This window comes from Streptomyces sp. 135 (assembly GCF_020026305.1).
GTDB lineage: Bacteria > Actinomycetota > Actinomycetes > Streptomycetales > Streptomycetaceae > Streptomyces.
On sequence record NZ_CP075691.1, the window covers coordinates 7,821,554 to 7,842,707 of the forward strand.

16 protein-coding genes, 1 tRNA gene and 4 pseudogenes are annotated in these 21,154 nt (G+C 72.0%); 12 read left to right on the forward strand and 9 right to left on the reverse strand.

Translation table 11 applies throughout. From position 1 onward, the window contains the following. Nucleotides 1-81: 81 nt before the first annotated feature. The gene (locus KKZ08_RS34775) at nucleotides 82-1,068 is read right to left on the reverse strand and encodes a hypothetical protein (protein WP_223778213.1); all 987 of its coding nucleotides are present in this window, start codon (nucleotides 1,066-1,068) and stop codon (nucleotides 82-84) included. Nucleotides 1,069-1,338: 270 nt separating this feature from the next. On the opposite strand from KKZ08_RS34775, the gene KKZ08_RS34780 reads away from it, so the two are divergent. The 4 genes from KKZ08_RS34780 (at nucleotide 1,339) to KKZ08_RS34795 (ending at nucleotide 6,068) form a co-directional block, all read left to right on the forward strand. Further along, the gene (locus KKZ08_RS34780) at nucleotides 1,339-2,802 is read left to right on the forward strand and encodes an FGGY family carbohydrate kinase (protein ID WP_223778214.1); all 1,464 of its coding nucleotides are present in this window, start codon (nucleotides 1,339-1,341) and stop codon (nucleotides 2,800-2,802) included. Beyond that, nucleotides 2,799-4,253, forward strand: a complete 1,455-nt coding sequence (locus KKZ08_RS34785) for an FAD-dependent oxidoreductase (RefSeq protein ID WP_223778215.1) — start codon at nucleotides 2,799-2,801, stop codon at nucleotides 4,251-4,253. The genes KKZ08_RS34780 and KKZ08_RS34785 overlap by 4 nt, the downstream gene beginning before the upstream one ends. Next, nucleotides 4,250-5,491 carry an FAD-dependent oxidoreductase gene (locus KKZ08_RS34790; protein WP_223778216.1) on the forward strand — a complete coding sequence of 414 codons (1,242 nt, stop codon included), beginning with the start codon at nucleotides 4,250-4,252 and terminating at the stop codon, nucleotides 5,489-5,491. The genes KKZ08_RS34785 and KKZ08_RS34790 overlap by 4 nt, the downstream gene beginning before the upstream one ends. A gap of 169 nt (nucleotides 5,492-5,660) precedes the next feature. Further along, nucleotides 5,661-6,068, forward strand: coding sequence for a peptidase inhibitor family I36 protein (locus KKZ08_RS34795; RefSeq protein WP_223779318.1), 408 nt, complete (start codon nucleotides 5,661-5,663; stop codon nucleotides 6,066-6,068). A 13-nt stretch (nucleotides 6,069-6,081) separates the two neighbouring features. Here KKZ08_RS34795 and KKZ08_RS34800 read toward each other — a convergent pair whose 3' ends face one another. Both KKZ08_RS34800 and KKZ08_RS34805 read right to left on the reverse strand, forming a co-directional pair. Further along, nucleotides 6,082-7,200, reverse strand: a complete 1,119-nt coding sequence (locus KKZ08_RS34800; RefSeq protein WP_223778217.1) for a hypothetical protein — start codon at nucleotides 7,198-7,200, stop codon at nucleotides 6,082-6,084. Between the two features lie 2 nt (nucleotides 7,201-7,202). Beyond that, entirely contained in the window at nucleotides 7,203-8,270 is a 1,068-nt protein-coding gene (locus KKZ08_RS34805; RefSeq protein ID WP_223778218.1) for a hypothetical protein, read from the reverse strand. Between the two features lie 180 nt (nucleotides 8,271-8,450). On the opposite strand from KKZ08_RS34805, the gene KKZ08_RS34810 reads away from it, so the two are divergent. The 3 genes from KKZ08_RS34810 (at nucleotide 8,451) to KKZ08_RS34820 (ending at nucleotide 11,933) form a co-directional block, all read left to right on the forward strand. Next, a complete protein-coding gene (locus tag KKZ08_RS34810) occupies nucleotides 8,451-8,999 on the forward strand; it encodes a MarR family transcriptional regulator (RefSeq protein WP_223778219.1) in 549 nt (182 codons plus the stop codon). Nucleotides 9,000-9,150: 151 nt separating this feature from the next. After that, on the forward strand, nucleotides 9,151-10,338 hold the full coding sequence (locus KKZ08_RS34815) for a thiolase family protein (protein WP_223778220.1): 1,188 nt from the start codon (nucleotides 9,151-9,153) through the stop codon (nucleotides 10,336-10,338). An 80-nt stretch (nucleotides 10,339-10,418) separates the two neighbouring features. Next, nucleotides 10,419-11,933: a long-chain fatty acid--CoA ligase gene (locus KKZ08_RS34820; protein WP_223778221.1), complete on the forward strand. Its 1,515-nt coding sequence runs from the start codon at nucleotides 10,419-10,421 to the stop codon at nucleotides 11,931-11,933. Between the two features lie 54 nt (nucleotides 11,934-11,987). Here KKZ08_RS34820 and KKZ08_RS34825 read toward each other — a convergent pair whose 3' ends face one another. Both KKZ08_RS34825 and KKZ08_RS34830 read right to left on the reverse strand, forming a co-directional pair. Beyond that, complete coding sequence (locus KKZ08_RS34825; protein ID WP_223778222.1) at nucleotides 11,988-14,054, reverse strand: MDR family MFS transporter; 2,067 nt, start codon at nucleotides 14,052-14,054, stop codon at nucleotides 11,988-11,990. Between the two features lie 567 nt (nucleotides 14,055-14,621). Beyond that, nucleotides 14,622-15,154 (reverse strand): annotated as a pseudogene (locus tag KKZ08_RS34830) (DUF309 domain-containing protein). Nucleotides 15,155-15,261: 107 nt separating this feature from the next. Here KKZ08_RS34830 and KKZ08_RS34835 point away from each other — a divergent pair. From KKZ08_RS34835 to KKZ08_RS34855, 5 genes and pseudogenes are all read left to right on the forward strand, one after another. Then, nucleotides 15,262-15,335, forward strand: a tRNA-Pro gene (locus tag KKZ08_RS34835). Between the two features lie 854 nt (nucleotides 15,336-16,189). Further along, nucleotides 16,190-16,420, forward strand: a pseudogene (locus tag KKZ08_RS34840) (transposase); the annotation flags it as partial. A 151-nt stretch (nucleotides 16,421-16,571) separates the two neighbouring features. Next, nucleotides 16,572-17,060 carry a hypothetical protein gene (locus KKZ08_RS34845; protein ID WP_223779390.1) on the forward strand — a complete coding sequence of 163 codons (489 nt, stop codon included), beginning with the start codon at nucleotides 16,572-16,574 and terminating at the stop codon, nucleotides 17,058-17,060. Nucleotides 17,061-17,102: 42 nt separating this feature from the next. Then, entirely contained in the window at nucleotides 17,103-17,612 is a 510-nt protein-coding gene (locus KKZ08_RS34850) for an EF-hand domain-containing protein (RefSeq protein WP_223778223.1), read from the forward strand. 43 nt (nucleotides 17,613-17,655) lie between these two features. Then, nucleotides 17,656-18,183 (forward strand): ferredoxin, encoded by a 528-nt coding sequence (locus KKZ08_RS34855; RefSeq protein ID WP_223778224.1) that lies wholly within the window; start codon nucleotides 17,656-17,658, stop codon nucleotides 18,181-18,183. A 64-nt stretch (nucleotides 18,184-18,247) separates the two neighbouring features. Here the strand turns inward: KKZ08_RS34855 and KKZ08_RS34860 are convergent. The 4 genes and pseudogenes from KKZ08_RS34860 to KKZ08_RS34875 all read right to left on the reverse strand — a co-directional run. Continuing rightward, nucleotides 18,248-18,352: pseudogene (locus tag KKZ08_RS34860) on the reverse strand (IS5/IS1182 family transposase); the annotation flags it as partial. A gap of 168 nt (nucleotides 18,353-18,520) precedes the next feature. Next, nucleotides 18,521-18,886: an STAS domain-containing protein gene (locus tag KKZ08_RS34865; protein WP_223778225.1), complete on the reverse strand. Its 366-nt coding sequence runs from the start codon at nucleotides 18,884-18,886 to the stop codon at nucleotides 18,521-18,523. A 5-nt stretch (nucleotides 18,887-18,891) separates the two neighbouring features. Then, nucleotides 18,892-20,394 (reverse strand): GAF domain-containing SpoIIE family protein phosphatase, encoded by a 1,503-nt coding sequence (locus KKZ08_RS34870; RefSeq protein ID WP_223778226.1) that lies wholly within the window; start codon nucleotides 20,392-20,394, stop codon nucleotides 18,892-18,894. A gap of 313 nt (nucleotides 20,395-20,707) precedes the next feature. Next, nucleotides 20,708-21,033, reverse strand: a pseudogene (locus KKZ08_RS34875) (transposase); the annotation flags it as partial. Nucleotides 21,034-21,154 lie beyond the last annotated feature (121 nt).

Here is a 21,154-nt window from a genome sequence, read left to right on the forward strand (position 1 = left end):
CCGGAGGGTGAGCGATGGTGGGGAACGGGGAACGGGGAACGGGGAACGGGGAACGGGGGGGCGAGGGGCGGCCCGCCGGGACTAGCGCGTGTCGCGGGAGGCGGCGAAGCAGCGGGAGCGGGCCTGGACGAAGACCTCGGCGGCCGCGTCCGCGTCGCCGGGGGAGTGGGTGCGGTATGTCCACGGCACGACCGTGTAGAAGGGGTCGAGGGCCTCGAACACCCGTGACGCGTCGTGGAATTGATGCGCGCCCCACAGGGCGTGCGCCAGGTGGTTGAGGTCCAGGAGCGAGGTCGCCGCGGGCAACGCGTGGTCGAACCACAGATGTAGGGCGCGCAGCGCGCCCCGCGTCGCGTCCTCCGAGATCCAGTGCAGGTCCAGCGCCCGTTCGTTGCCCGCTTCCCTGCGGTAGCGCTCGACGCGCACGTACAGCGGCAGCAGGTGCAGCGCCGAACCGGCGGGCGCGGAGGCCGCCGCCCACTGCACGAAGTTGTACGCCTCGGTGAGCGGGCCCCCAAAGCGGCGCCCGTACACGAACTGGAGCATCCGGTGGTACGCCTCGCGGTTGCCCGGGTCGCGCTTGTCGGCCTCGGCCAGCAGCTGCCAGGGGCCGGGGAAGAGCATCGGCTCCGGAGGCGCGACGCGGTGCTCGTCCCACCGCTGTCCCTCGTCGAGACGGGCCAGGGCGAGCAGGCAGACCCACGGCACCGGGTCCTCCGGCGACAGGGCGGACGTGGCGGCGCACGCGGTGACCGCGTCGCGCCACAGGTCGTTGGTCCGCCGGTGTCCCGCCCGGTGCGCGCGCAGGGCCCGCTCCACGAGGACCCGGGTGTGCAGGACGGCGGCCGAGGTGCTGTGCGGCTCCTCGGCACGCCAGGCGCGCACCACGTCGGAGCCGGCGACGGCGGCCGCCAGTATCTGCGTACGTTGCGTCCACAGCCCCCAGTCGGGCGTCTCGGTCAGCAGATTGCGCGTGGAGACCCAGCGACCCGCCTTGAGGTCCTGGAGCACCGCGCGCAGCGGTTCGTCGTGGCCCGCCGGGTGATACACGGGGCTGCCTGACGGCATGGGCATGAGTCCTCTGTTGGGGGAAGAGGCGGCGAGCGTGAACTGGCCGGGTCCGAGAGGGGGTTGTCGATGTTGCTCGGCGGTCAGTGTAGATCCGGGCTTTCCGGTTCACGGCACTTCTTGGATCTTTTGTGACCGGCTTTTGTCAACACGGCGCGCCGGGCGCCCATTTGATGTCCCGCCTTGTCGGGTCGCGGCCGATTCGGGACATCTCCTCGCGGCCGTCCCGTTCCCTTGACGCCCTCCGCCCGCCTGTAGCAGGCTTCCGCGGTGATCAGCTATGAGCGGCCCCCGGCGCGGCGGCCCGTGCTCGCCGTCGACCAGGGCACCTCCGGGACGAAGGCCCTCGTCGTCTGCCCGGAGCGCGGCGTCATCGGCTCGGGCGCGGCGGCCGTCCGGCCCCGCTTCCTGCCCGGCGGCCTGGTGGAGGCCGACCCCGCCGAGCTGCTCTCCTCCGTCCTCGACGCGGGCCGGCAGGCCCTGGCCGACGCGGGCGAACCGGTCGCCGCCGTCGGCCTCGCCAACCAGGGCGAGACGGTCCTGGCCTGGGACCCCGACTCCGGCGAACCGCTCACCCGGGCCCTCGTCTGGCAGGACCGCCGCGCCGCCACGGTCTGCGACGAACTCGACGCGCACGCGGCGGAGTTGCAGCAGCTCACCGGCCTCCCGCTCGACCCCTACTTCGCCGCGCCCAAGATGGCGTGGATACGCCGCCACCTCACCCGGCGGGGCGTGGTCACCACCAGCGACGCCTGGCTCGTCCACCGGCTCACCGGCGCCTACGTCACCGACGCCGCGACGGCGGGCCGCACCCAGCTCCTCGACCTCGACGACGTCACATGGTCACCGCGCGCCCTGGAGATCTACGGACTCGCCGAGGAGCGCCTGCCCGCCGTCGTCGACGCGGCGGGCCACGTCGGCACCACCACCACGTTCGGCCCCGAGATCCCGCTCACCGGGCTCCTCGTCGACCAGCAGGCCGCGCTGCTCGCCCTGGACGTGACGGAGCCGGGCAGCGCCAAGTGCACCTACGGCACAGGGGCGTTCCTGCTCGCCCAGACCGGCGCGCGGCCCCGCCGCGGCGACTCGGGACTGGTCAGCTGCGTCGCCTGGCGGCTCGACGGAAAGAGCAGCTACTGCCTCGACGGGCAGGTCTACACCGTCGCCTCCGCCGTCCGCTGGCTCACCGATCTCGGCGTGATCACCGGCGCCGAGGACCTCGACCCCGTGGGCTCCGCCGTCCCCGACGCGGGCGGCGTCACCTTCGTCCCCGCGCTCGCCGGCCTCGCGGCCCCCTGGTGGCGCGGCGACCTGCGCGGCTCACTGACCGGGCTCGGCCTCGACACCACCGCCGGGCACCTGGTCCGCGCCCTGTGCGAGGGCATCGCCGCGCAGGTCGTCTCCCTCGCCGACGCGGTCGCGGCCGACCTGGGCGAACCCCTGACGAGCCTGCGGGTCGACGGTGGCCTCACGCGCTCCGCCCTGCTCATGCAGACCCAGGCCGACCTGCTCCAACTCCCCGTCGAGGTCTCCGCGGTGCCGGACGCGACCGCGCTCGGCGCCGCCGCCGTCGCCCGCGTCGGCCTGGACCCCGGCCTGCCGCTCGCCGACGCGATCCCCGCGTGGCGGCCCGCCGCCGTCTACGCACCACGGATCGGCGCGGACGAGGCGGCCGAACGCCTCGCGGGCTTCCGGTCGGCCGTGACGGCACTGCTCGAACGTACGCCCTCATGACCCCCGCCAAGAGCGCCGGGCGCGTCACGAGGCACGGGACGGTGCCGGACACCACGTACGACGTCACCGTGATAGGCGCCGGCGTCGTGGGCGCGGCCATCGCCCGCGAACTGGCCCGCCGGCCCGGCCTGGACGTCGCCCTCGTGGATGCCTCGAACGACGTCGGCGAAGGCACCTCCAAGGGCAACACCGCGATCCTGCACACCGGCTTCGACGCCGTGCCCGGCTCCCTGGAGTCCCGCCTCGTCCGCGAGGGGCAGCGGCTCCTCACCGCGTACGCCACCGAGTCCGGCATCCCCGTGGAGCCGGTCGGCGCACTCCTCGTCGCCTGGGACGAGGAGCAACTGGCCGCCCTGCCCGGGCTGTTGGACAAGGCCGACCGCAACGGCTACGACCAGGCGCGGATCATCGGCCCCGAGGAGGTCAGGGCCCGCGAGCCGCACCTCGGCCCCGGCGCGCGCGGCGCCCTCGACGTGCCCGGGGAGAGCATCATCTGCCCCTGGACGACGACCCTCGCGTACGCCACGCAGGCGGTACGCGCGGGCGTCGACCTGCACCTCAACTGCCGGGTGTCACAGGCGGGTCGGCGCGGCGGACGGCATGAGCTGACGACGAGCCGCGGCACCCTGCGCACCCGGTACCTCGTCAACGCCGCGGGTCTGCACGCCGACACCGTCGACCGCCTGCTCGGCCACGACGACTTCACCGTCACCCCGCGCCGGGGCCAGCTCATCGTCTTCGACAAGTTCGCCCGTGGCCTGCTGACCCACATCCTGCTGCCCGTCCCCACCGCGCTCGGCAAGGGCGTCCTGGTCGCCCCGACCGTGTACGGCAACGTCCTCCTCGGCCCCACCGCCGAGGACCTGGACGACAAGACGGCCACCGGGACGAGCGCCGAGGGCATCGCCGCGCTGCGCGAGAAGGGCCGGCGCGTCCTGCCCGAACTGCTCGACGAGGAGGTCACCGCGGTCTACGCCGGACTGCGCGCCGCCACCGAGCACGACGACTACCGCATCAGCGCCCACAAAGAGCAGCGGTACGTCACGGTCGGCGGCATCCGCTCGACCGGGCTCACCGCGTCCCTGGCCATCGCCGCCCACGTCACCGAACTCCTCGCCACCACCGGCCTGGACCTCGCCGAACCGGGTGATCTGGCTCCCGTACGCATGCCGAACCTCGGTGAGGCCTTCCCGCGCCCGTACCAGCGCGCGGACCTCATCGCCGCCGACCCCGCCTACGGCACCGTGGTCTGCCACTGCGAGCGGGTGACGCACGGCGAGATCCGTGACGCGCTCGCGAGCACTGTCCCGCCCGCCTCGCCGGACGGTCTGCGGCGCCGCACGCGGGCGCGCGGCGGACGCTGCCAGGGCTTCTACTGCGGGGACGCGGTACGGCAACTCTTCGAACGCGGCGGGAACTTCGAACGGGGTGGGGGGTCGGTGTCCGGATGAGGCGTGAGCGCATCGTCGACGTGCTGGTCGTGGGCGCGGGCCCGGCGGGACTCGCCACCGCCGCGGGGCTCGCCGCGGCGGGCGCGGGCGAGGTCGAAGTGGTCGACCGGGACCAGCAGGCGGGCGGCGCCGCGCGGTACTGCGCGCACGGCGGCTTCGGTCGCCTCAGGCTGACCGGGCCGCAGTACGCGGAGCGCTGCGTGGCGGCGGCCGTCGGCGCCGGAGCGGTGCTGCGGACCGGCGTCACCGTCACCGGCAGCCCGGACGCCCTCACCCTGGACACCACGGGCCCGCGCGGCCTGGAGCGGATCACCGCCCGTGCCGTCGTCCTCGCCACGGGCGCGCGCGAACGGCCGCGCGGCGCACGCCTGGTGCCGGGCACGCGGCCCGCGGGCGTGTTCACCACGGGCGAGGTGCAGCGGGCGGTCCACGGCCACCGGCAGCGGATCGGCATCCGGGCCGTCGTCGTCGGCGCGGAACCGGTGAGCTTCGCCGCCCTGGACCTGCTGCGGAGCGCCGGGGTCGAGGTCGCGGCGCTGGTCACGGAGCACCCCCACCACCAGGCACCGCGTGGCCGCGCGGCCGGGGCCCGGCTGCTGCGCGGCGTCCCGCTGCTCACGGACGCCACCGTCACCGAACTCCTCGGGCACGGCCGGCTGTCGGGCGTCCGGCTGCGGCACCGCGACGGTAGGACGGCACACCTCGCCTGCGACACGGTGGTCTTCACCGGCGACTTCGTGCCCGACCACGAATTGGCGCGACACAGCGGCGTGCCGCTCGACCCCGGCACCCGCGGCCCGGCCGTCGACAGTGCCTTCCGCACCGCCGAGCGGGGCGTCTTCGCGGTCGGCAACGTCCTGCACGCCGCCGAACCGGCACGCGTGGTGGCCCGGGAGGGCGCCGCCGCATCCGCCGCGGTGCGGCGCTACCTCTTCGACGGCGACTGGCCCTCGGCGTCGGTCCCGCTGCGGGTCACGGCGCCGCTGGCCTGGATCGCGCCCAACCGTCTGACACCGGACGAGCCGGGCGACAGCGGTGACGGCTTCACGCTGCGGATCACGGAGTTCGTCGCGCGTCCGACGCTGGTGATCACCCAGGACGGCCGGACCCTGTACCGCGCGCGACGTCGGCGCCAGGCGATCCCGAACCGGTCGCTGCGGATCCCGGGGAGCTGGGCCGGCCGGGTGGACGCGCGCGGCGGCGCCGTGCGCATCGCCCTCGGCACGGGGGGCGGGTAGCGCGCGCCGCCGCGCGCTCACTCCTTCGAGGGATCGCGGGATGCCGAGCGCACCCTCAGGCTGGCGAGGGAGTCGACGGTCCCTGGACCGGACGAGCGCAACCGAAGGAGCGGCAATGAGCGATATGAGGCGTGTGAGCCCTGTGAGGAACATGAGGCCTGTGAGGAACATGAGGCGCAAGTTCTCCGCGCTGCTCGTGGCGGCGACCGCCGGGGCTGCCGCCACGATGCCGGTCTCCACGGCACACGCGGCCGACGGGTACGACCGCTGTCCCGACGGCTACTACTGCATGTTCTCGGGTCTGGACGGCACCGGCGACATGATCACGCTCCGGGGGAACACCCCCGATCTCGCCGCGCTCGGCATGAACGACCGGGCCAAGTCCGACTGGAACCGCACGCCCTCGACCATCTATCTCTGGTCCGACGCGCACTACGGCGGCTGCACGGCTGTGACCTCCGCAGGGCCGACGGGCAAGGACAACTTCTTCCCCACGTACCAGGACTTCTTCAGCTCGGTGCAGTTCGACGGGCCGGGCGGCCCGAGCTGCGGCACACCGCCCGGCGAGGGGAGGTGAGCCGGGGGCCGTCTCACCCGAACCGCAGGATGCGCGGCGCGAAGGTACCCCCGGGGCCCTCGGCGCGGCCGACCGACCACACCGTGCCCGTGCCGGTCCCCGGCACCGGTGCCAGCCGCACCGTCGATGATTCGCCCTCCCCGGCCACCGCCGGTTCGCTGTGCCCGGTGAACGACTGCCCGTCCCACGCGAGGAAGTCCGGCCCGGGAACGATCGGCGGGTAGCTGCCCGGCTCGGCCCGCTTCTGTGAGCGGGCCACCGAGACCCAGGCCAGCTCGCCGGACGCGGAGGGCGTCAGTGAGCTGACCGAGCCGAAGTCGGTGGGCATGGTCACCCGGCTCCACGTCTGCCCGTCCCAGCGGGCCAGCAGGGGCGGAATCGGCTTGCCCACCGGCCCGCCGACGAATCCCGACGTGCCACCCGCCCACACCTCCGTCTTCGAGACCGCGAGCACACTGCCGACGGCCGACCGCGGGAAGCCGGACACGATCGTCTGCTCCCAGGCCTGCCCGTCCCAATGCGACACAGCCGCCCCCGAGTTGGTCTCGCCCGCGGCCCACACGTCGTCAGCCGCCTTGACGTGCAAGCCGTACACGGCTCCCGGCGGCGCCGGTACGTCCTGCCAGTCACGTCCGTCCCGGCGCAGCAACACCTGCGCGCCGTCCCGCGAGCCGATCAGCCAGGTCTCACCGCCGCCGGCGATGACCTTGGTCAGCGCGACACCGCGCGGCGGCCGGGTCTCGTGCCAGGCGCTGCCGTCGAAGCGGAGCAGGCGGGCGCCGCCGTCCGTATCGCGGCCGACCGTCCAGGCCGAGGTCGGTGAGGTCGCCGCGATGGACAGCAGCTCGCCCTGCCTGCCGTCCCCGGGCAGGCTCTGGCGCTGCCACGCCGTTCCGTCCCAGCGCAGCATCAGCGGGAAGCCCGGCGCCTCGCGGCCGACGGCGTCCGTGCCCACGGCCCACGCCCGGCCCGGGCCGAACGCCACGGCTTCGTTCAGCCCGGCCTGGGGGCGTACCTGGGCCGGAACCGGGACGTGCTGCCAGGACGACCGGGTCTCCGCGGCGGCCGAGGCCATGAGGGTGCTGAGGGTCAGGGCGGCGGCGAGGGCCGCGGTGACAAGTCGGCGTGCCATGGTCAGCCTCCCAGCCGCTCGCTCATCAGGTTCGGTTTGGAGCCGTAGATCTCGACGGTGCCGAAGGACAGCAGCGCGGAGCCGGCCCGCGCCAGCGCCCGGGGCTTGACGTCGATGGCGTTCGTGCGCTCGGGGCCGTAGGAGAAGGTGGTGCGGGCGCCGTTCACCCGTGCGTACTTCGACTGGAACGCGCGGTCACTGCGCACCGGCAGCCACAGCGCGCCGTCCGGGCCGCGCACCATGGCCTCGGTATAGGTGTCGCCCAGCGGGGGGTGGGCGGTGCGCCAGGTGTGTCCGTTCCAGGTCATCAGGTAGGTGCGGCCCGAGCCGTCGACGTACTGGCTGCCGCCGATGGTGGCCCGGCCCGACGGTTCGACGAGAATCGTGTGTACGTTGCTGTTCGCCGGCAGTGACACCTTCGCGTCCCGCCAGGCGGTGCCGTCCCAGCGCAGGATGACGGTCCCGGAATCGGTGTTCCCCCAGGCCCAGGCGTCGGTGGCGGTACGCGCGGTGATCCCCATCAGGTAGCGCACACCGTCCGGGGCGGGCAGCGCGGTCCAGTCGGAGCCGTCGTAGTGCCACACCTTCGGCCCGGTCTCGTCCTCACCGACCACCCACGCGGCGCCCGGTACCGCCGTGAAGTCCTGGTACGCCCGCAGGGTCCGCGGCAGCGGGACGGCGCTCCACTCTCCCGCCGACCGGCGCAGGATCTCCCCTCCTCCCGCGCGGTCGTGGAAGATCCACGGCTCCTCGCCGACGAACCGCACCTTGCCGAGCCGGCCCGGCTCACCGGCATCGGGGAAGGTGGTGTCCCGGCTCCATGCCTTGCCGTCCCACCGGTACAGCATCGGCCGCGGTCCATCGGCGGCGTCCTCGTACCCGGTGGCCCAGGCCTCGCCAGGCCCGCGGGCGGCGAGATCGGACACCGTCACCGGCGGGGCCGCCGCCGGCACCGGCAGCGCCGACCAGCCCGGCGTCACGGCCGCGGCGGGTGCCACTCCCGCGGCCGGCGACAGCACCGCGGCGCACGTGATCACGAGGCAGATGATGACCGTACGGAGACCGTTCATGGGACCCCCATCACGCGAAGGCCGCTCAGCTTATGGGCGTTCACCCACCGTGAACAGATGTCACACAAACGATCAGGTGTTCCCGCGCCGATCCGGCGCTTTCCCGGCCCCGATGCGACAGCCGGGCGAACAACATAAGAAGCTTACATAAGCAAGCGACGCATTCTTAGAGTGGACGACATGCCGAACAACGAACTGCACACCGCCTTGCGAGGCGACCTCAACGACGTCCTGGGCGACGTCTTGGACGGCGGCAAGGCCGACGCTCCGGACGGCGGCCGGGCCCACGATCCGGACGGTGATCTCGACGTCGAGGCCTTCACCGCGGCGATCGAGAACTTCAACCGCTTCTACATCCGCCTCCCCGTGCTGGAGAAGCTGCCGTTCACCACCCTGTCGGTGCTCGACACCCTCGCGTTCGGCGGCAGCCCCCGGCGGCTGACCGACCTGACGAAGACCGAGCAGGTCAGCCAGCCCGGCATCACACAGCTGGTGACACGCCTGGAGCGGGACGGCCTGGTGGAGCGCCGCCCCGATCCGAGCGACGGCCGTGCCGTCCTGGTCCACATCACCGAAGCGGGCCGCGCGGTCGGCCGCTCCCGCCGCGCCGACCGCTCGCGCCATCTGCGGCCGCTCGTCGAGCAGCTGACCCCCGAGCAGCGCCAGGCCATCACGGACGCGCTCCCCGCCCTCGCCCGCCTCGCGGAACTGGGGCGCGGCCAGGAGTAGGGGGCTCGCGGGCGGGGGCGCGGGTCCGGCGGCGGCCCCCCTTCCCACAGCCCCCACCTCCCGCATAGACTCCAAAACTAGCAGCGCTAATTTACGCGTAGCAGAGCTCATCCCACGCAGCGAGACCCGCAAAACGATCCGGAGCCGTATCGTGCGCACCGTCCACTTCGCCGCCGCCCGCCGCACCCCCATCGGCAAGCTCCGCGGCGCCCTCTCCACCGTCCGTCCCGACGACCTCGCCGCGGGCGTCGTACGCGGACTCCTCGCCGACCTGCCGCAGCTGGACCCCGCGCGGATCGACGACATCTACTGGGGCGCCGCCAACCAGGCGGGCGAGGACAACCGCAACGTCGCCCGCATGGCCGCCCTCCTCGCGGGCCTCCCCGAGTCCGTGCCCGGCGCCACCGTCAACCGGCTCTGCGCCTCCGGACTCGAAGCCGTCACGACCGCCGCGCGCACCATCGCCGCGGGCGAGGCCGACATCGTGCTCGCGGGCGGCTCCGAGTCCATGAGCCGCGCCCCCTTCGTCCTGCCCCGCCCGGACGAGGCGCTGCCGCACCGCATGGAGACCGCCGACACCCGCCTCGGCTGGCGGCTGACCAACCCGAGGATGAAGGACCTGCACGGCGTCCTCGCGATGGGCGAGACCGCCGAGGAGGTCGCCGAGCGCCACGGCGTCTCCCGCGAGCGCCAGGACACCTTCGCCCTGCGGAGCCACCAGCGCGCCGCCGCCGCCCGCAAGGACGGCCACTTCGACGACGAACTGCTGCCCGTCACCCGTCCCGACGGCGTGGTCGTCGACGCGGACGAATGCGTGCGCGAGGACACCTCGTACGAGAAGCTCAGCGGCCTGAAGCCGGTCTTCCGCAAGGGCGGTTCCGTCACCGCGGGCAACGCGTCGCCGATGAACGACGGCGCCGCCGGGCTGCTCCTCGTCAGCGAGGAGGCCCTGAACGACCTGGGCCTCGAATCCCTCGGGCGGTACGCCGCCGGCGCGTCGGCGGGCGTGCACCCGGACGTCATGGGCCTCGGGCCCGTCCCCGCCACCCGCAAGGCGCTCGACCGCGTCGGCTGGAGCGTCGCCGACATCCAGGAGGCGGAGTTCAACGAGGCGTTCGCCGCCCAGGCGCTCGCCTGCGTCGACGCCCTCGGCTTCGACCCGGAGCTGGTCAACCCCTCCGGCGGCGCCATCGCGCTCGGCCACCCCCTCGGCTGCTCGGGCGCCCGGATCCTCACCACGCTGCTGCACCGCATGCGCCGCACCGGCGCCTCGCGGGGCCTCGCCACGATGTGCGTGGGCGTGGGCCAGGGCAGCGCGCTCCTCGTCGAGCGCGCCTGACCCGGCATCCGGCAGCAGTTCAGCAGCAGTCCGCAGATCCGAACCACCGCAAGGCCGCACGGAACGGAGCACCACCCCTCATGGCAACGCTGTCCCTCGCCGCGATCCTCGCCGAACCCGCCCGCCGCCACCCGGACCGCACCGCCCTCGTCGAGGGTGAACTGCGGCTCTCTTTCAGGGAGTTGTGGCACGAAGCGCGCGCCCAGGGCGCCGCTCTCGCGGAGCTCGGCGTGCGGCCGGGGGACCGCGTCGCCCTGATGGCGCCGAACACCGCCGAGTTCCCGCAGGCCTACTACGCCATCCTGGCCGCCGGGGGAGTGGTCGTCCCCGTCCACCTGCTGCTCGCCGCCGAGGAGGTCGAGCACGTCCTGCGGGACAGCGGCGCGAGCCTCCTCCTGTGCCACCCCGCGCAGGCCCCGACCGGCCGGGCCGCCGCCGAGGCCACCGGCGTACGCATGCTGGAACTGGGCGCCGAGGGAGAGCTTGCGGCCCTGGCCGGCGACACCGAGCCCCTGGCCACGTACGCCACCCGCGACGCCGACGACCCGGCCGTCGTCTTCTACACCAGCGGCACCACCGGCGTCCCCAAGGGCGCCGTGCTCAGCCACTTCAACCTCGTGATGAACGCGACCGTCAACGCCTTCGACGCCAACGACGTCCGCCCCGACGACATCGCGCTCGGCGCGCTGCCCCTCTTCCACGCCTTCGGCCAGACCGTCTCCATGAACTCCACCTGGCGGGCGGGCGCGACGCTCGTCCTGCTGCCCCGCTTCGACGCCGCGCGGGCCATCGAACTGATGGTGGCGGAAGGCGCGAACACCTTCCACGGGGTGCCCACCATGTTCGTCGGCCTCGTGGCCGCCGCCGCGTCCGTCCCCGAGCTGCCGAAGCTGCGCCTGTGCGTCTCCGGCGGCGCCTCGCTGCCCGTCGCCGTACTCGAACGCTTCGAGGAGACCTTCGGAACGCCCGTGTACGAGGGGTACGGGCTCTCCGAGACGTCCCCGGCGGCTTGCGTCAACCAGCCCGACTTCGGCACCAAGGCGGGCACCATCGGCCACCCGCTGTGGGGCGTCGATGTCGAGATCGCCCGCGCCGACGTCGACGACCGCGTCGAACTCCTGCCCACGGGCGAGCTCGGCGAGGTCGTGATCCGCGGCCACAACGTCTTCTCCGGGTACCTGGGGCGCCCCGAGGCCACCGCCGAGGCACTGGTCGACGGCTGGTTCCGCAGCGGCGACCTCGGCACCAAGGACGCCGACGGCTTCCTGAGCATCGTCGACCGCAAGAAGGACGTCATCATCCGCGGCGGCTTCAACGTCTACCCGCGCGAGGTCGAGGAGGTCCTGATGCGCCATCCCGACATAGCGCAGGCCGCCGTGATCGGCCTGGCCCACCCCGTCCACGGCGAGGAGGTCTGCGCCGTCGTCGTCGCGGCGCCCGGCGCGGCCAAGGACCCCGAAGCGGTCATCACGTGGTCGAAGGAACACCTCGGCCGCCACAAGTACCCGCGCCGCGTGGAGTTCACCGACGCGCTCCCGCTCGGCCCCAGCATGAAGGTCCTCAAGCGGGAACTGCGCGCCCAGTACACGGCGTAGCGCCATTCACCGCGTAGCGGCGTGGCCGCCCGACCGCGCGGCGACGAGGCGAGGTCAACGCGAGGCCGACGCGCCCGCCGTCTCGGGGGTCAGCCCCTGCTCCAAATCCTCCGCGAGCAGCCGCTTGGCGATGACGTCCACCGCCGCCGTCAGCTTCTCGTCCGACGGCCGCCCGAGGTCCTTCTCGATCTCCTCGCCCAGCCAGGCCGACCACGCCGCGCCGATGACCTCCGCCTCGCGCTCCCCCGCGGGCGTCAGCGAGAAATACGTGCCCGTGCGGGTCATATATCCCTCGTCCACCATCCGGTCGAAGACCGGCACGAGCACCTCGGGCGGAAGCCGGCGCCGCGCCGCGATCAGGCCGAGGCCGGCATACCCGACCATCCGGGTGAAGAGCGAGACCTGCATGACCGCCCAGGCGCCCGCGATGTCCAGGCGGGTGTCGGAGTCCCGGATGATGCCGCGCGCGGTGTTCATCCCGACATTGCGGACGATCCCGGCGACGCTGCGCTCCAGGACATGCCCCGAGTCCGCGGGGGCCGGCTGCGCGAAGCCCTCGCCCATGTCGGGCGCGCCCATCCGCGCGCTGTCCCGCAGCTGCACCTGCTTGAGGAACAGTGCCACCAGGAACCCGAGGAGCGCCACGGGCACGGTCCACAGGAAGACGGTGTGCAGGGTGTCCGCGTACGCCTCGACGACCGGTCCCGCCGCCGGGGCCGGCAGCCCGTGCACGCCCTGCGGACTCTGCGCCGCCTTCGCGATCGTCGCCGGGTCCGCGGCGCCGGTGCCCGCGGCCGCCGCGACGCCGTCCGCCAGGTTCGGCGCGAGGGTGTTGGCGTAGATGGTCCCGAACACCGCCGTACCGAAGGAACTGCCCAGCGTCCGGAAGAAGGTCACACCCGACGTGGCGGTGCCCAGGTCCCCGTACGCGACGGTGTTCTGCACGGCGATCGTCAGGACCTGCATGCACAGACCGATACCGGCGCCGAGCACGAACATGTACACCGACTCCAGCCACGCGCTCGTGGCGCTGCCCATGAGGGAGAGCAGATAGAGCCCCAGCGCCATCACCAGGGCGCCGACGATCGGGAAGATGCGATACGTGCCCGTCTTGCTGACGACGTTGCCGCTGAAGATGGACGCGATGAGCAGCCCGATCACCATGGGCAGCGTCCGCACGCCCGAGACGGTGGCCGAGTCCCCGTCGACGTACTGGAGATACGTCGGCAGGAACGTCAGCGCGCCGAGCATCGCGAAGCCCACGATGAAGCTGAGGATCGAACAGACCGTGAAGACGGGATCGGCGAAGAGCCGCATCGGCAGCATCGGCTCGGCGGCGCGCGTCTCGACGACACAGAACAGCGCCAGCGCGACAAGGCCGCCGACGAAGAGACCGATGATGGTGGGCGACGCCCACGCGTACTGGTTGCCGCCCCAACTCGTCGCCAGGATCAGCGCGCTCGCCCCGATCGCGACGAGCGCGATGCCCAGATAGTCGATGACCGGCCGCAGCGCCGACTTCACGACGGGAATGGTCCGGGCGGCGGCGATGACCACGACGATCGCGATGGGTACGTTGACGTAGAACGCCCAGCGCCAGCTCAGGTGATCCGTGAAGAGGCCGCCGAGCAGCGGTCCGATGACGGTGGACACCCCGAAGACGGCGCCGATCGCGCCCTGGTACTTGCCGCGCTCGCGCAGCGGGATGACGTCGGCGATCAGCGCCATGGACGTGACCATCAGGCCGCCGGCGCCGATGCCCTGCATCGCCCGCCAGGCGATGAGCAGCGTCATGTTCGTCGCCAGGCCGCACAGGAACGACCCGGTGATGAAGATGACCGCCGAGACCTGAAAGACGACCTTCCGCCCGAACAGGTCACCGAACTTGCCGACGAGCACGGTGGCGACGGTCTCCGCGAGGAGGTACGACGTCACCACCCACGACATGTGCTCCGCCCCGCCCAGATCCGACACGATCGTCGGCAGCGCGGTGCCGACGATGGTCTGGTCGAGGGCGGCCAGCAGCATCCCCAGCATGATCGTCACGAAGACGACATTGCGGCGGCGCCGGTCGAGGACGGGCGGCGCCTGCGCCGCGGCGGGAGCCGGCTGATCGGTCATCGTCACACGCCCACCCTCACACCGGGGCCGGGCCCGTGCATGCGGGGCGAGGCCGGTCTGGTGACGGCGTACTGGGGGCTTCTGTTGCTGGGCCGTGCGTTCCCTGCGCCTGTGGCTTTGTGGGGCGGGGTCGGTTTGGTGGCGGCGTACTGGGTGGTTCCTGTTACTGGGCCGTGCGGTTCCGGCGCGGCTGCGGCCATGGCGGGGCGGGGCCGGTCGCGTGGCGGCGTGCCGGGCCGGCGTCCGCTACCCGGCCGCGCCCCGGCGCAGCTGCGACTTTGCGGGGCGGAGCCGGTCCGGAGGCGGTGCCGGGCGGCTCCTGTTACTCGGCCGTGCGCTCCCGCGCAGCCGCGGCTTTGTGGGGCGGCGTTGGTGATTTGGTGGCGGTGTACTGGGTGGCTCTTGCTACTGGGCCGTGCGCTCCCGTGCAGCCGCGGCTTTGCCGGGGCGGAGCCGGTCAGGTGGCGGCGTACTGGGCGGCTCCTGCTACTCGGCCGCGTGTCCCTGTGCGGCCGCGGCTTTGTGGGGCGGGGCCGGTCAGGTGGCGGCGTGCCGGGCCGGCTTCCGCTACCCGGCCGCGCCTCCGCGCAGCCGCGGCGCACGGGCCGCCGCGTCCACCGCCGCCCCTCGCGCTCCAGCAGGTCGGCCAGCGCCTCGGCCCAGCGGGCCAGCTCCGTGAGATCGATCCCGTACGGCCGCTCCAGCCCGTCCGGCCCCGCCCGCCAGCCCGCGACCGCCCCCGCGCCGCGCAGCAGTAGCCGCGCCCCGCCCTTGGTGTTGCCGCGGGCCGCGTGGGTCAGCCCGACGGCCAGCTGGGCCAGTCCCTTCCACAGGTCCCGCTCCGCCGGCGGGCCCGACTTCCACGCGTCCTCGAAGACCTCGTGCGCGTGGAAGGGCCGCCCCGCGTCCAGCAGGACCTGCGCCTCGGCGACGGACTCCTCGGGCGTGCGCACGACGCCCTCGGGCTGCCGGGCCACGCCGTCCGTGCCATAGGGCAAGGGTCGCCCGAGCCCGTCGCGGGGCCGCTGGTTGCGGGCCCTTCCCTCCTCGTCGCGATCGCGCTCACGGCCACTGTCGTACGGTCCAGGTGCAGTGCTCATACGTGGATTGTCGCGCGTGCCTGACGGTGGTCACCGGGGAACGGAGCACCCTCGTACGTGGGGTAGAGTTCTACCTGTGATCACGCGGGACACCGCACAGAACACACCGGGACGTGGCGCAGCTTGGTAGCGCACTTGACTGGGGGTCAAGGGGTCGCAGGTTCAAATCCTGTCGTCCCGACTCGAAAGAGTCGCAGGTCAGGGGCCGTTTCAGAGGAATCTGAAACGGCCCCTTGATCGTTTCTGGGGACCAGTTGGGGGCCGAGCCGCTCGACCGCGTCAGCGGGTGACCACGATCGGGCTCGGCAGGGACCGAGGGGCGCGCAGCACGCTCAGGTGGGCGGCGAGCGATCCGTGTCCGGCGATCTTACGGAGGACGTGCACGGGGACGCCGGCGTCTGCGAACCGCGAGGCCCTGTGAACAGCCGCGTGATCGGGTCGGGGCCGGCACACAGGACGCGTTGCGCGACGAGTGGGCGGATCTCTCGACGACGGGCACTTGACGGGCACGCTTGCCCTTGGTCCCTTGTCGACCAGCCCCCCTGGAGCGGGGGTCGTCTGACTCCGGACGGTCCAGATCCAGTTGGTGGTGTCGATGTCACCGACACGGCATCCGGAGACCTCCCCGATGCGCGCCGCCGTACATGCGGCGAAGAGGACGACGTCTCCCCACCCTCGGAACTCGCCGTAGGACGCGGCCACCAGGCTGGACGGTGCGGTCGACCGCACCGTTGGTGTTCATGCGCACCGGAAGGTACCCGAGCATCGGCACGACTCACACCCGCCACCCTGAAAGGTTGGGGGTCCCGCGTTTTCAACTCCAGTCCGCGCCAAGCGAGTTCCATGAGGGGCTGGGCGGTGCGCCACCTCCGCAAGGTCGAGGCCGTCGTCTCCTGTTCCGTCGGCAGTACACCAAACAGATCGGCGTAAGAGTCCAGAGACGTGAATGGACGAGGGGAACAATCGTCCTTGCAATCACCGGTTTCCCTAACGGGCGATTCGATGCTGTATAGGGTCGTTCATACCTCGGTGTCCTTGCCGAGTCGTGGTGAGCTGACAGACGCGGCGCGGGATCGGACAGCTCCCCTGCTGCATGGTGTTGATGGACCTGGACGGCCGTGGCGGGATCACCAGCAGGTCACCAATGGGGTGTTGTGGCGGTTGCGGACTGGTGCTCCGTGGCGTGACCTGCCGGAGCGATATGGGCCGTGGCAGACGGTCTACGAGCGGTTCGCTCGGTGGAAGGCGGACGGAACCTGGGCCCGCTTCTACTGCGCTCCGCTCACCGTCCGAGTGATTCTCCAACCGAGGGGACCCGGTCTCGACCTCGCCGGTGCCATGATCGACGAACGTGCCGCTTCGTTCCTTTCGAGTAGAAAGAACTCTCCCAGTGCGCCTCCCCCTCCTCGTCCGCGTCATGACCGCCGGCTGTGCTGCCGCTGCCCTGCTGTCGTCCGGACCGGCTGCCGTCGCTACGTCGGCCCCCGTGCTGCCGGTGGAATGCACCGGTACCTCCAAGATCGAGTCCGACGGGCTCAAGGAGCAGCCGACACCGCAGACTTACAAGGGAACACGGAGTTATGTCTGCTCGGGGGGTGACCTCCTTGCTCCGACCGCGGTCGAGTCGGTGGTCGAAGGAACGGCCAACAGCAGCTGCACCAAGCTGAGCGCCACCACTCGCGAGACATTGACCTGGCCTGACGGGACGACCAGCGAGATCGAGATCCCCATTGAGGTGGCCATCGAGCCGGGCGCGGTCGACGTCCGTGTGACCGGCACCGTCGTGAAGGGCAAGTACGCCGGTGGCGGCGTCACCAGCACGATCCCGATGCCCCGTTGTGGCCCGCCCGCCAGGGTCGAGGGCCCAGCCGCCATGACCATCACGCCGGCCGCGCCAGTCGCCTGAGTTCGAGGCCGGAAACTCACCACGCACAGGAAGAGTGTCCCTATGCCTGACCCGCAGGTCGTAGAAGCCCCAAAGGCGCGCGTCTTCGCCATGCTGGACATGGACGGAGACGGAGTCGCCTCCCGGCAGGACTACTTCATCCGGATCGAACGGGCGGTTAAGGCGTCCGGACGCGCCGACGACGACCCGCTCGTCCTTGCCGCCTACGCCAAGGGGGAGCGGGCCTGGGCGGCCATGGACGCCAACGGCGACGGCATCATGACGTTCGACGAGTACGCGGCCTGGGTGGACGCCGAAAAGTTCGACACCATCTGCAAGCACGCGCTCAGCGCACTGTTCGACCTCGCCGACGCAGACCAGGACAACCACCTGAACCGGTCAGAGTTCACGATGCTGCGCGAAGCACTGGGCAATCAGGTCGGCAAGTCCGATGCCGCCTTCGCCGCGCTGGACACCGACAAGGACGGCCGTGTCGGCCGCGACGAGTACCTGGCAGCCATCCGTGCCTACGTCACGGGCGAAGGGTCACCGATGGGCGAAGCCCTGTACTAGGCCGTGTCCGGTGAGTCGTTCAGGATATGGCTAACCTTGTGCCGTGGACGTCTACTTCGATCCGGTGCCTCTGCTCGGCGACGCGCGGGGGGCATTCCTCGGACAGTGGTCGGATCGGAAGTGGCTCAATGTGCCCGGACCGTTCTATGGGGCCGAGACCGACAACTGCGGCACCGGCCGTATCCACGCGCCCGGACTCGTGCTCTACGAGGCCGACTACTTCACCGAGTACGTGTACCGACAGCCCCGGACGCCGGAGGAGCTACAGCAGCTGGTCGATGCGGCGGAGGCAGAGGCATTCTCCGGCTACGGCTGCGATGGCGACACTCACTGGACACCGTCAGCGGTCCGGGAATGGTGGCGCGACCGAGGGCGGATCGTGGAGTATCTGGCGAACCGGCGAGTCGACTGGGAGGCCGACGACGCGAAGGCAGGGCAAGGTGTGGCCGCCGCTGCCCTGAAGTACGCCGCATACCTCGACGGCGAGCTGGCATCGCACCTCCGCGTCTATCTCTTCTGGCTTGAGGAGCGATGCTCTCCCACAGTCGCGGACCGACTGCCGCAGCTCTGACGGCGGTGACGCATCAGTCGCGGAGCCAGAGCCAGAGCCAGAGCCAGAGCCGGATCGCGGCGACGGCCACGGCACGGAAGCCTTTCGGCCTGTTGATCATGCGCTCGGCCTCGTTGCGGCGCTTGTACGCGGCGCGATCGAACGCTGGTGGACGGCCGCCCGCTGAGCCCCCGGGCCGAACCCGAAACCAAACGGTGCTTGTGGCGGTTGCACAGGCCGTCGCCGCGCGGTGGCGACCTCAGTGGGAGTGGGCTGCTCACTGCGGCGATCAGAGCCCGGGTGCCGACTTGCCCGCCCCAGTCGGAAGTGGGCGGGCGCTCCCTTCCGGCATCAAGCGTCAGGCGTCTGCGGTGGGCCGGTGGGTGCTCAGCGCATGGTGGACGGTGGGGTGGACGATCAGCAGGGAGTCCAGCCCGGTCAGGTTGAGCATGCGCATCAGACGATCGGGGACAGCGGCAAGAGTCAGAGTTCCGTCGGCCTCCTTGGCGCTGTGCCAGATCCTGATGAGGGCGCTGAGGCCGCTGGAGTCACAGAACCCCACGTGTTGCAAGTCCAAGATCAGATGGTGGTGGCCCTGCCGGATCCACTCCGATGCGCCGGTGTGCAGGTCGGGGGCGGTGTGCAGGCTCAGCTCGCCGGTCACAGTGGCTACGGCAAGCGAGCCGTCGGAGCGCTCAAGGTCCAGACGTAGTTCCTGGGTCACGTCGGTTATCTCTCCTGACCGGTCGGCTCGGGTGCGGCAGCGGTGCGGGCGGTGGCGCTCGCGGCCTGGTCCGGAAGGTTGTCACAGGTCGGGACGGACAGTGCGAGCAGCGCAACATCGTCACCGGCCCCGTCGGGCAGCGACTGGAGCAGGGCGACGGTGTCTTCGACCAGTCCGGTTGCGCTGACCGGTGTGGTGCGTTGGTGAAGGAAGGCCGTTAGGCCCTCCTCGCCCAGCATGTCGCCGCTCGTGGTACGCGCCTCGGTCAGGCCGTCGGTGTAGAGCAGCAGCCCCTCCCCGGGAGCGAGGCCGAAGGTGACCTGTGCAAAAGGCGCGGAGGGGAAAGCTCCGATGAGCATGCCGCCCTTGGGCCGTATCGCCTTGACCCACACCCCGCCGCTCTCATCGGGCCGCAGGTGATAGGCCGGGGGATGGCCACCAGTGGCCATCGTCACCAAGAACCCGTCCGACTCCGCGTTGGGGGTGAACAGGCCGAAGATCGCGGTGCAGAAGCGGCTGCCGGCTGACACATCGGCCAGCAGGGCGCTGTTCAGCGCACTGAGCACAGTCGTCGGGTCAGGGTCGATCTGCGCGGCCGCGCGCAAGGTGTAGCGGGTCAGTGAGGTGACCGCGGCGGCTTCGGCGCCCTTGCCGCACACATCGCCGAGGAAGAACGCCCACCGACCGCCTTCCAGCGGAAAGACGTCATAGAAGTCGCCGCCCACGTCGTGCACGGACGCGGTGAGGTAGTGGCAGGCCAGCTCCAGGCCGGGCACCACCGGCAGCGCCGGTGGCAGCAGCGTGCGCTGAAGCGTCGAGGCGAACGCGGCGATGGCGGCCTTGTCCTTCTCCGCCTGCTCGCGCGCCCGGCGCTCGGCCTCGGCCCGCTCGTGCTCGATCTCCGCGTGCCAGCTCTCCGCCAGCCGCCGCTCCTGCTCATAGCGCACCGCTTCCAGCGCGGCCAGGCGCAGCTCCAGCTCGTCCATCACGATCGCCGCGAGATCTGCCAGAGTGGCGATGTCATCCTCGGTGATCGACCGCGGCTTGGTGTCCAAGATGTTGACCGTGCCGAGACGGTGTCCCTCGCTGGTGGTGATCGGGGCGGCTGCATAGAAGCGCACCCCCATCGGCCCCGTGACCAGAGGGTTGCCGCTGGCCGCGTCGTCCAGGAGGGTGTCGGGAATCACCAGCGCGTCATCCCGCAGGACCGCCGAGCCGCACAGGCCGGGATCCCTGCCGATCTCCGCCACGCCCTCAAGGCCGTGGGTGGCCTTGAACCAGATCCGGTCGGTGTCCACGATCGTCACCGTCGCCACCGGAACGTCGAAGAGACGGGCGGCCATCGCCGCGACCCGGTCGAACGCCCCGTCCGGTGGAGTGTCGAGGATGTCGTAGCGGCGTACGGCTGCTATACGCCCGGCCTCGACACCCACATCGGGCACCACCCACGGCCGCGGCCGCGCCTCCTGCCCGGCATCATCCTCGGGCACCGAAACCTGCTGGGGCATCGGCCTTCCACCTTTCCTCCCGGGCCGGCGGGCGCACGACACGGACCGCGGAAGCGTAAACGGAACACCTGCACGATCGCCAATACAGCCTGGGAGCGGTGGCCAGGTCACGCGTGGGGAAGGCGTCGGACGTCGGCGCGGCACGACCTCGGGGCGGACGGCACCCGATCCGCACCGCTCAACGCAGACCGTGTACGCCGGGGGGCGAGCCATGCGTCCAAGGGGGTCCGCCGTCGGCCGACGGGCGATCGGACAAACGCAGTGACGTCTTCGTGCTCGGGCGGCACGCGGTGGCTGGCCAGGGCCGCAATCCCGGGGGCCTGCCGCCGGCCTGCCCTCGCCGCAGGCGGTTGGCCTTCTGGTCCGCCCGGCTCCGGGATCACCGCTCGGGTGCCTCGCCTGCGCAGGACCTGGCGGATCGCTCGGGAGGAGTACGCCTTGTCCGCGATGACCGCGTCGGGTCTGCGGCGGGGGCGCCCCGGCGCCGGTCCCCGCCGGCCTCGCGAAGTCCAGGACGGCGTCGAAGACGGTGGAGTCGTTGACGGCGCCGGGCGTGACGACGACGGCCAGGGGCAGACCCCGGCCGTCGCAGGCGAGATGGATCTTCGTGGTCCGCCCACTGCGGGCCGCCGCCAGGGAGAGCAGGTCGGTGGTGCGGGCCTCGGACCGTACCCGGTGCGGGGGTGTCGGGAGTGAGGTGGTCGCGCTGGCGGGCGTAGGCGGTGAGGGCACCGTCCATGATGCGCACGCTGTCCGTCCG

Coding starts and splice junctions, on each gene's coding strand:
- KKZ08_RS34790 (WP_223778216.1), top strand. CDS start 4,250: ATGAGGCGTGAGCGCATCGTCGACGTGCTGGTCGTGGGCGCGGGCCCG.
- KKZ08_RS34820 (WP_223778221.1), top strand. CDS start 10,419: ATGGCAACGCTGTCCCTCGCCGCGATCCTCGCCGAACCCGCCCGCCGC.
- KKZ08_RS34810 (WP_223778219.1), top strand. CDS start 8,451: ATGCCGAACAACGAACTGCACACCGCCTTGCGAGGCGACCTCAACGAC.
- KKZ08_RS34805 (WP_223778218.1), bottom strand. CDS start 8,270: ATGAACGGTCTCCGTACGGTCATCATCTGCCTCGTGATCACGTGCGCC.
- KKZ08_RS34775 (WP_223778213.1), bottom strand. CDS start 1,068: ATGCCGTCAGGCAGCCCCGTGTATCACCCGGCGGGCCACGACGAACCG.
- KKZ08_RS34845 (WP_223779390.1), top strand. CDS start 16,572: ATGACCGCCGGCTGTGCTGCCGCTGCCCTGCTGTCGTCCGGACCGGCT.
- KKZ08_RS34870 (WP_223778226.1), bottom strand. CDS start 20,394: ATGCCCCAGCAGGTTTCGGTGCCCGAGGATGATGCCGGGCAGGAGGCG.
- KKZ08_RS34785 (WP_223778215.1), top strand. CDS start 2,799: ATGACCCCCGCCAAGAGCGCCGGGCGCGTCACGAGGCACGGGACGGTG.
- KKZ08_RS34850 (WP_223778223.1), top strand. CDS start 17,103: ATGCCTGACCCGCAGGTCGTAGAAGCCCCAAAGGCGCGCGTCTTCGCC.
- KKZ08_RS34825 (WP_223778222.1), bottom strand. CDS start 14,054: ATGACCGATCAGCCGGCTCCCGCCGCGGCGCAGGCGCCGCCCGTCCTC.
- KKZ08_RS34795 (WP_223779318.1), top strand. CDS start 5,661: ATGAGGCGCAAGTTCTCCGCGCTGCTCGTGGCGGCGACCGCCGGGGCT.
- KKZ08_RS34800 (WP_223778217.1), bottom strand. CDS start 7,200: ATGGCACGCCGACTTGTCACCGCGGCCCTCGCCGCCGCCCTGACCCTC.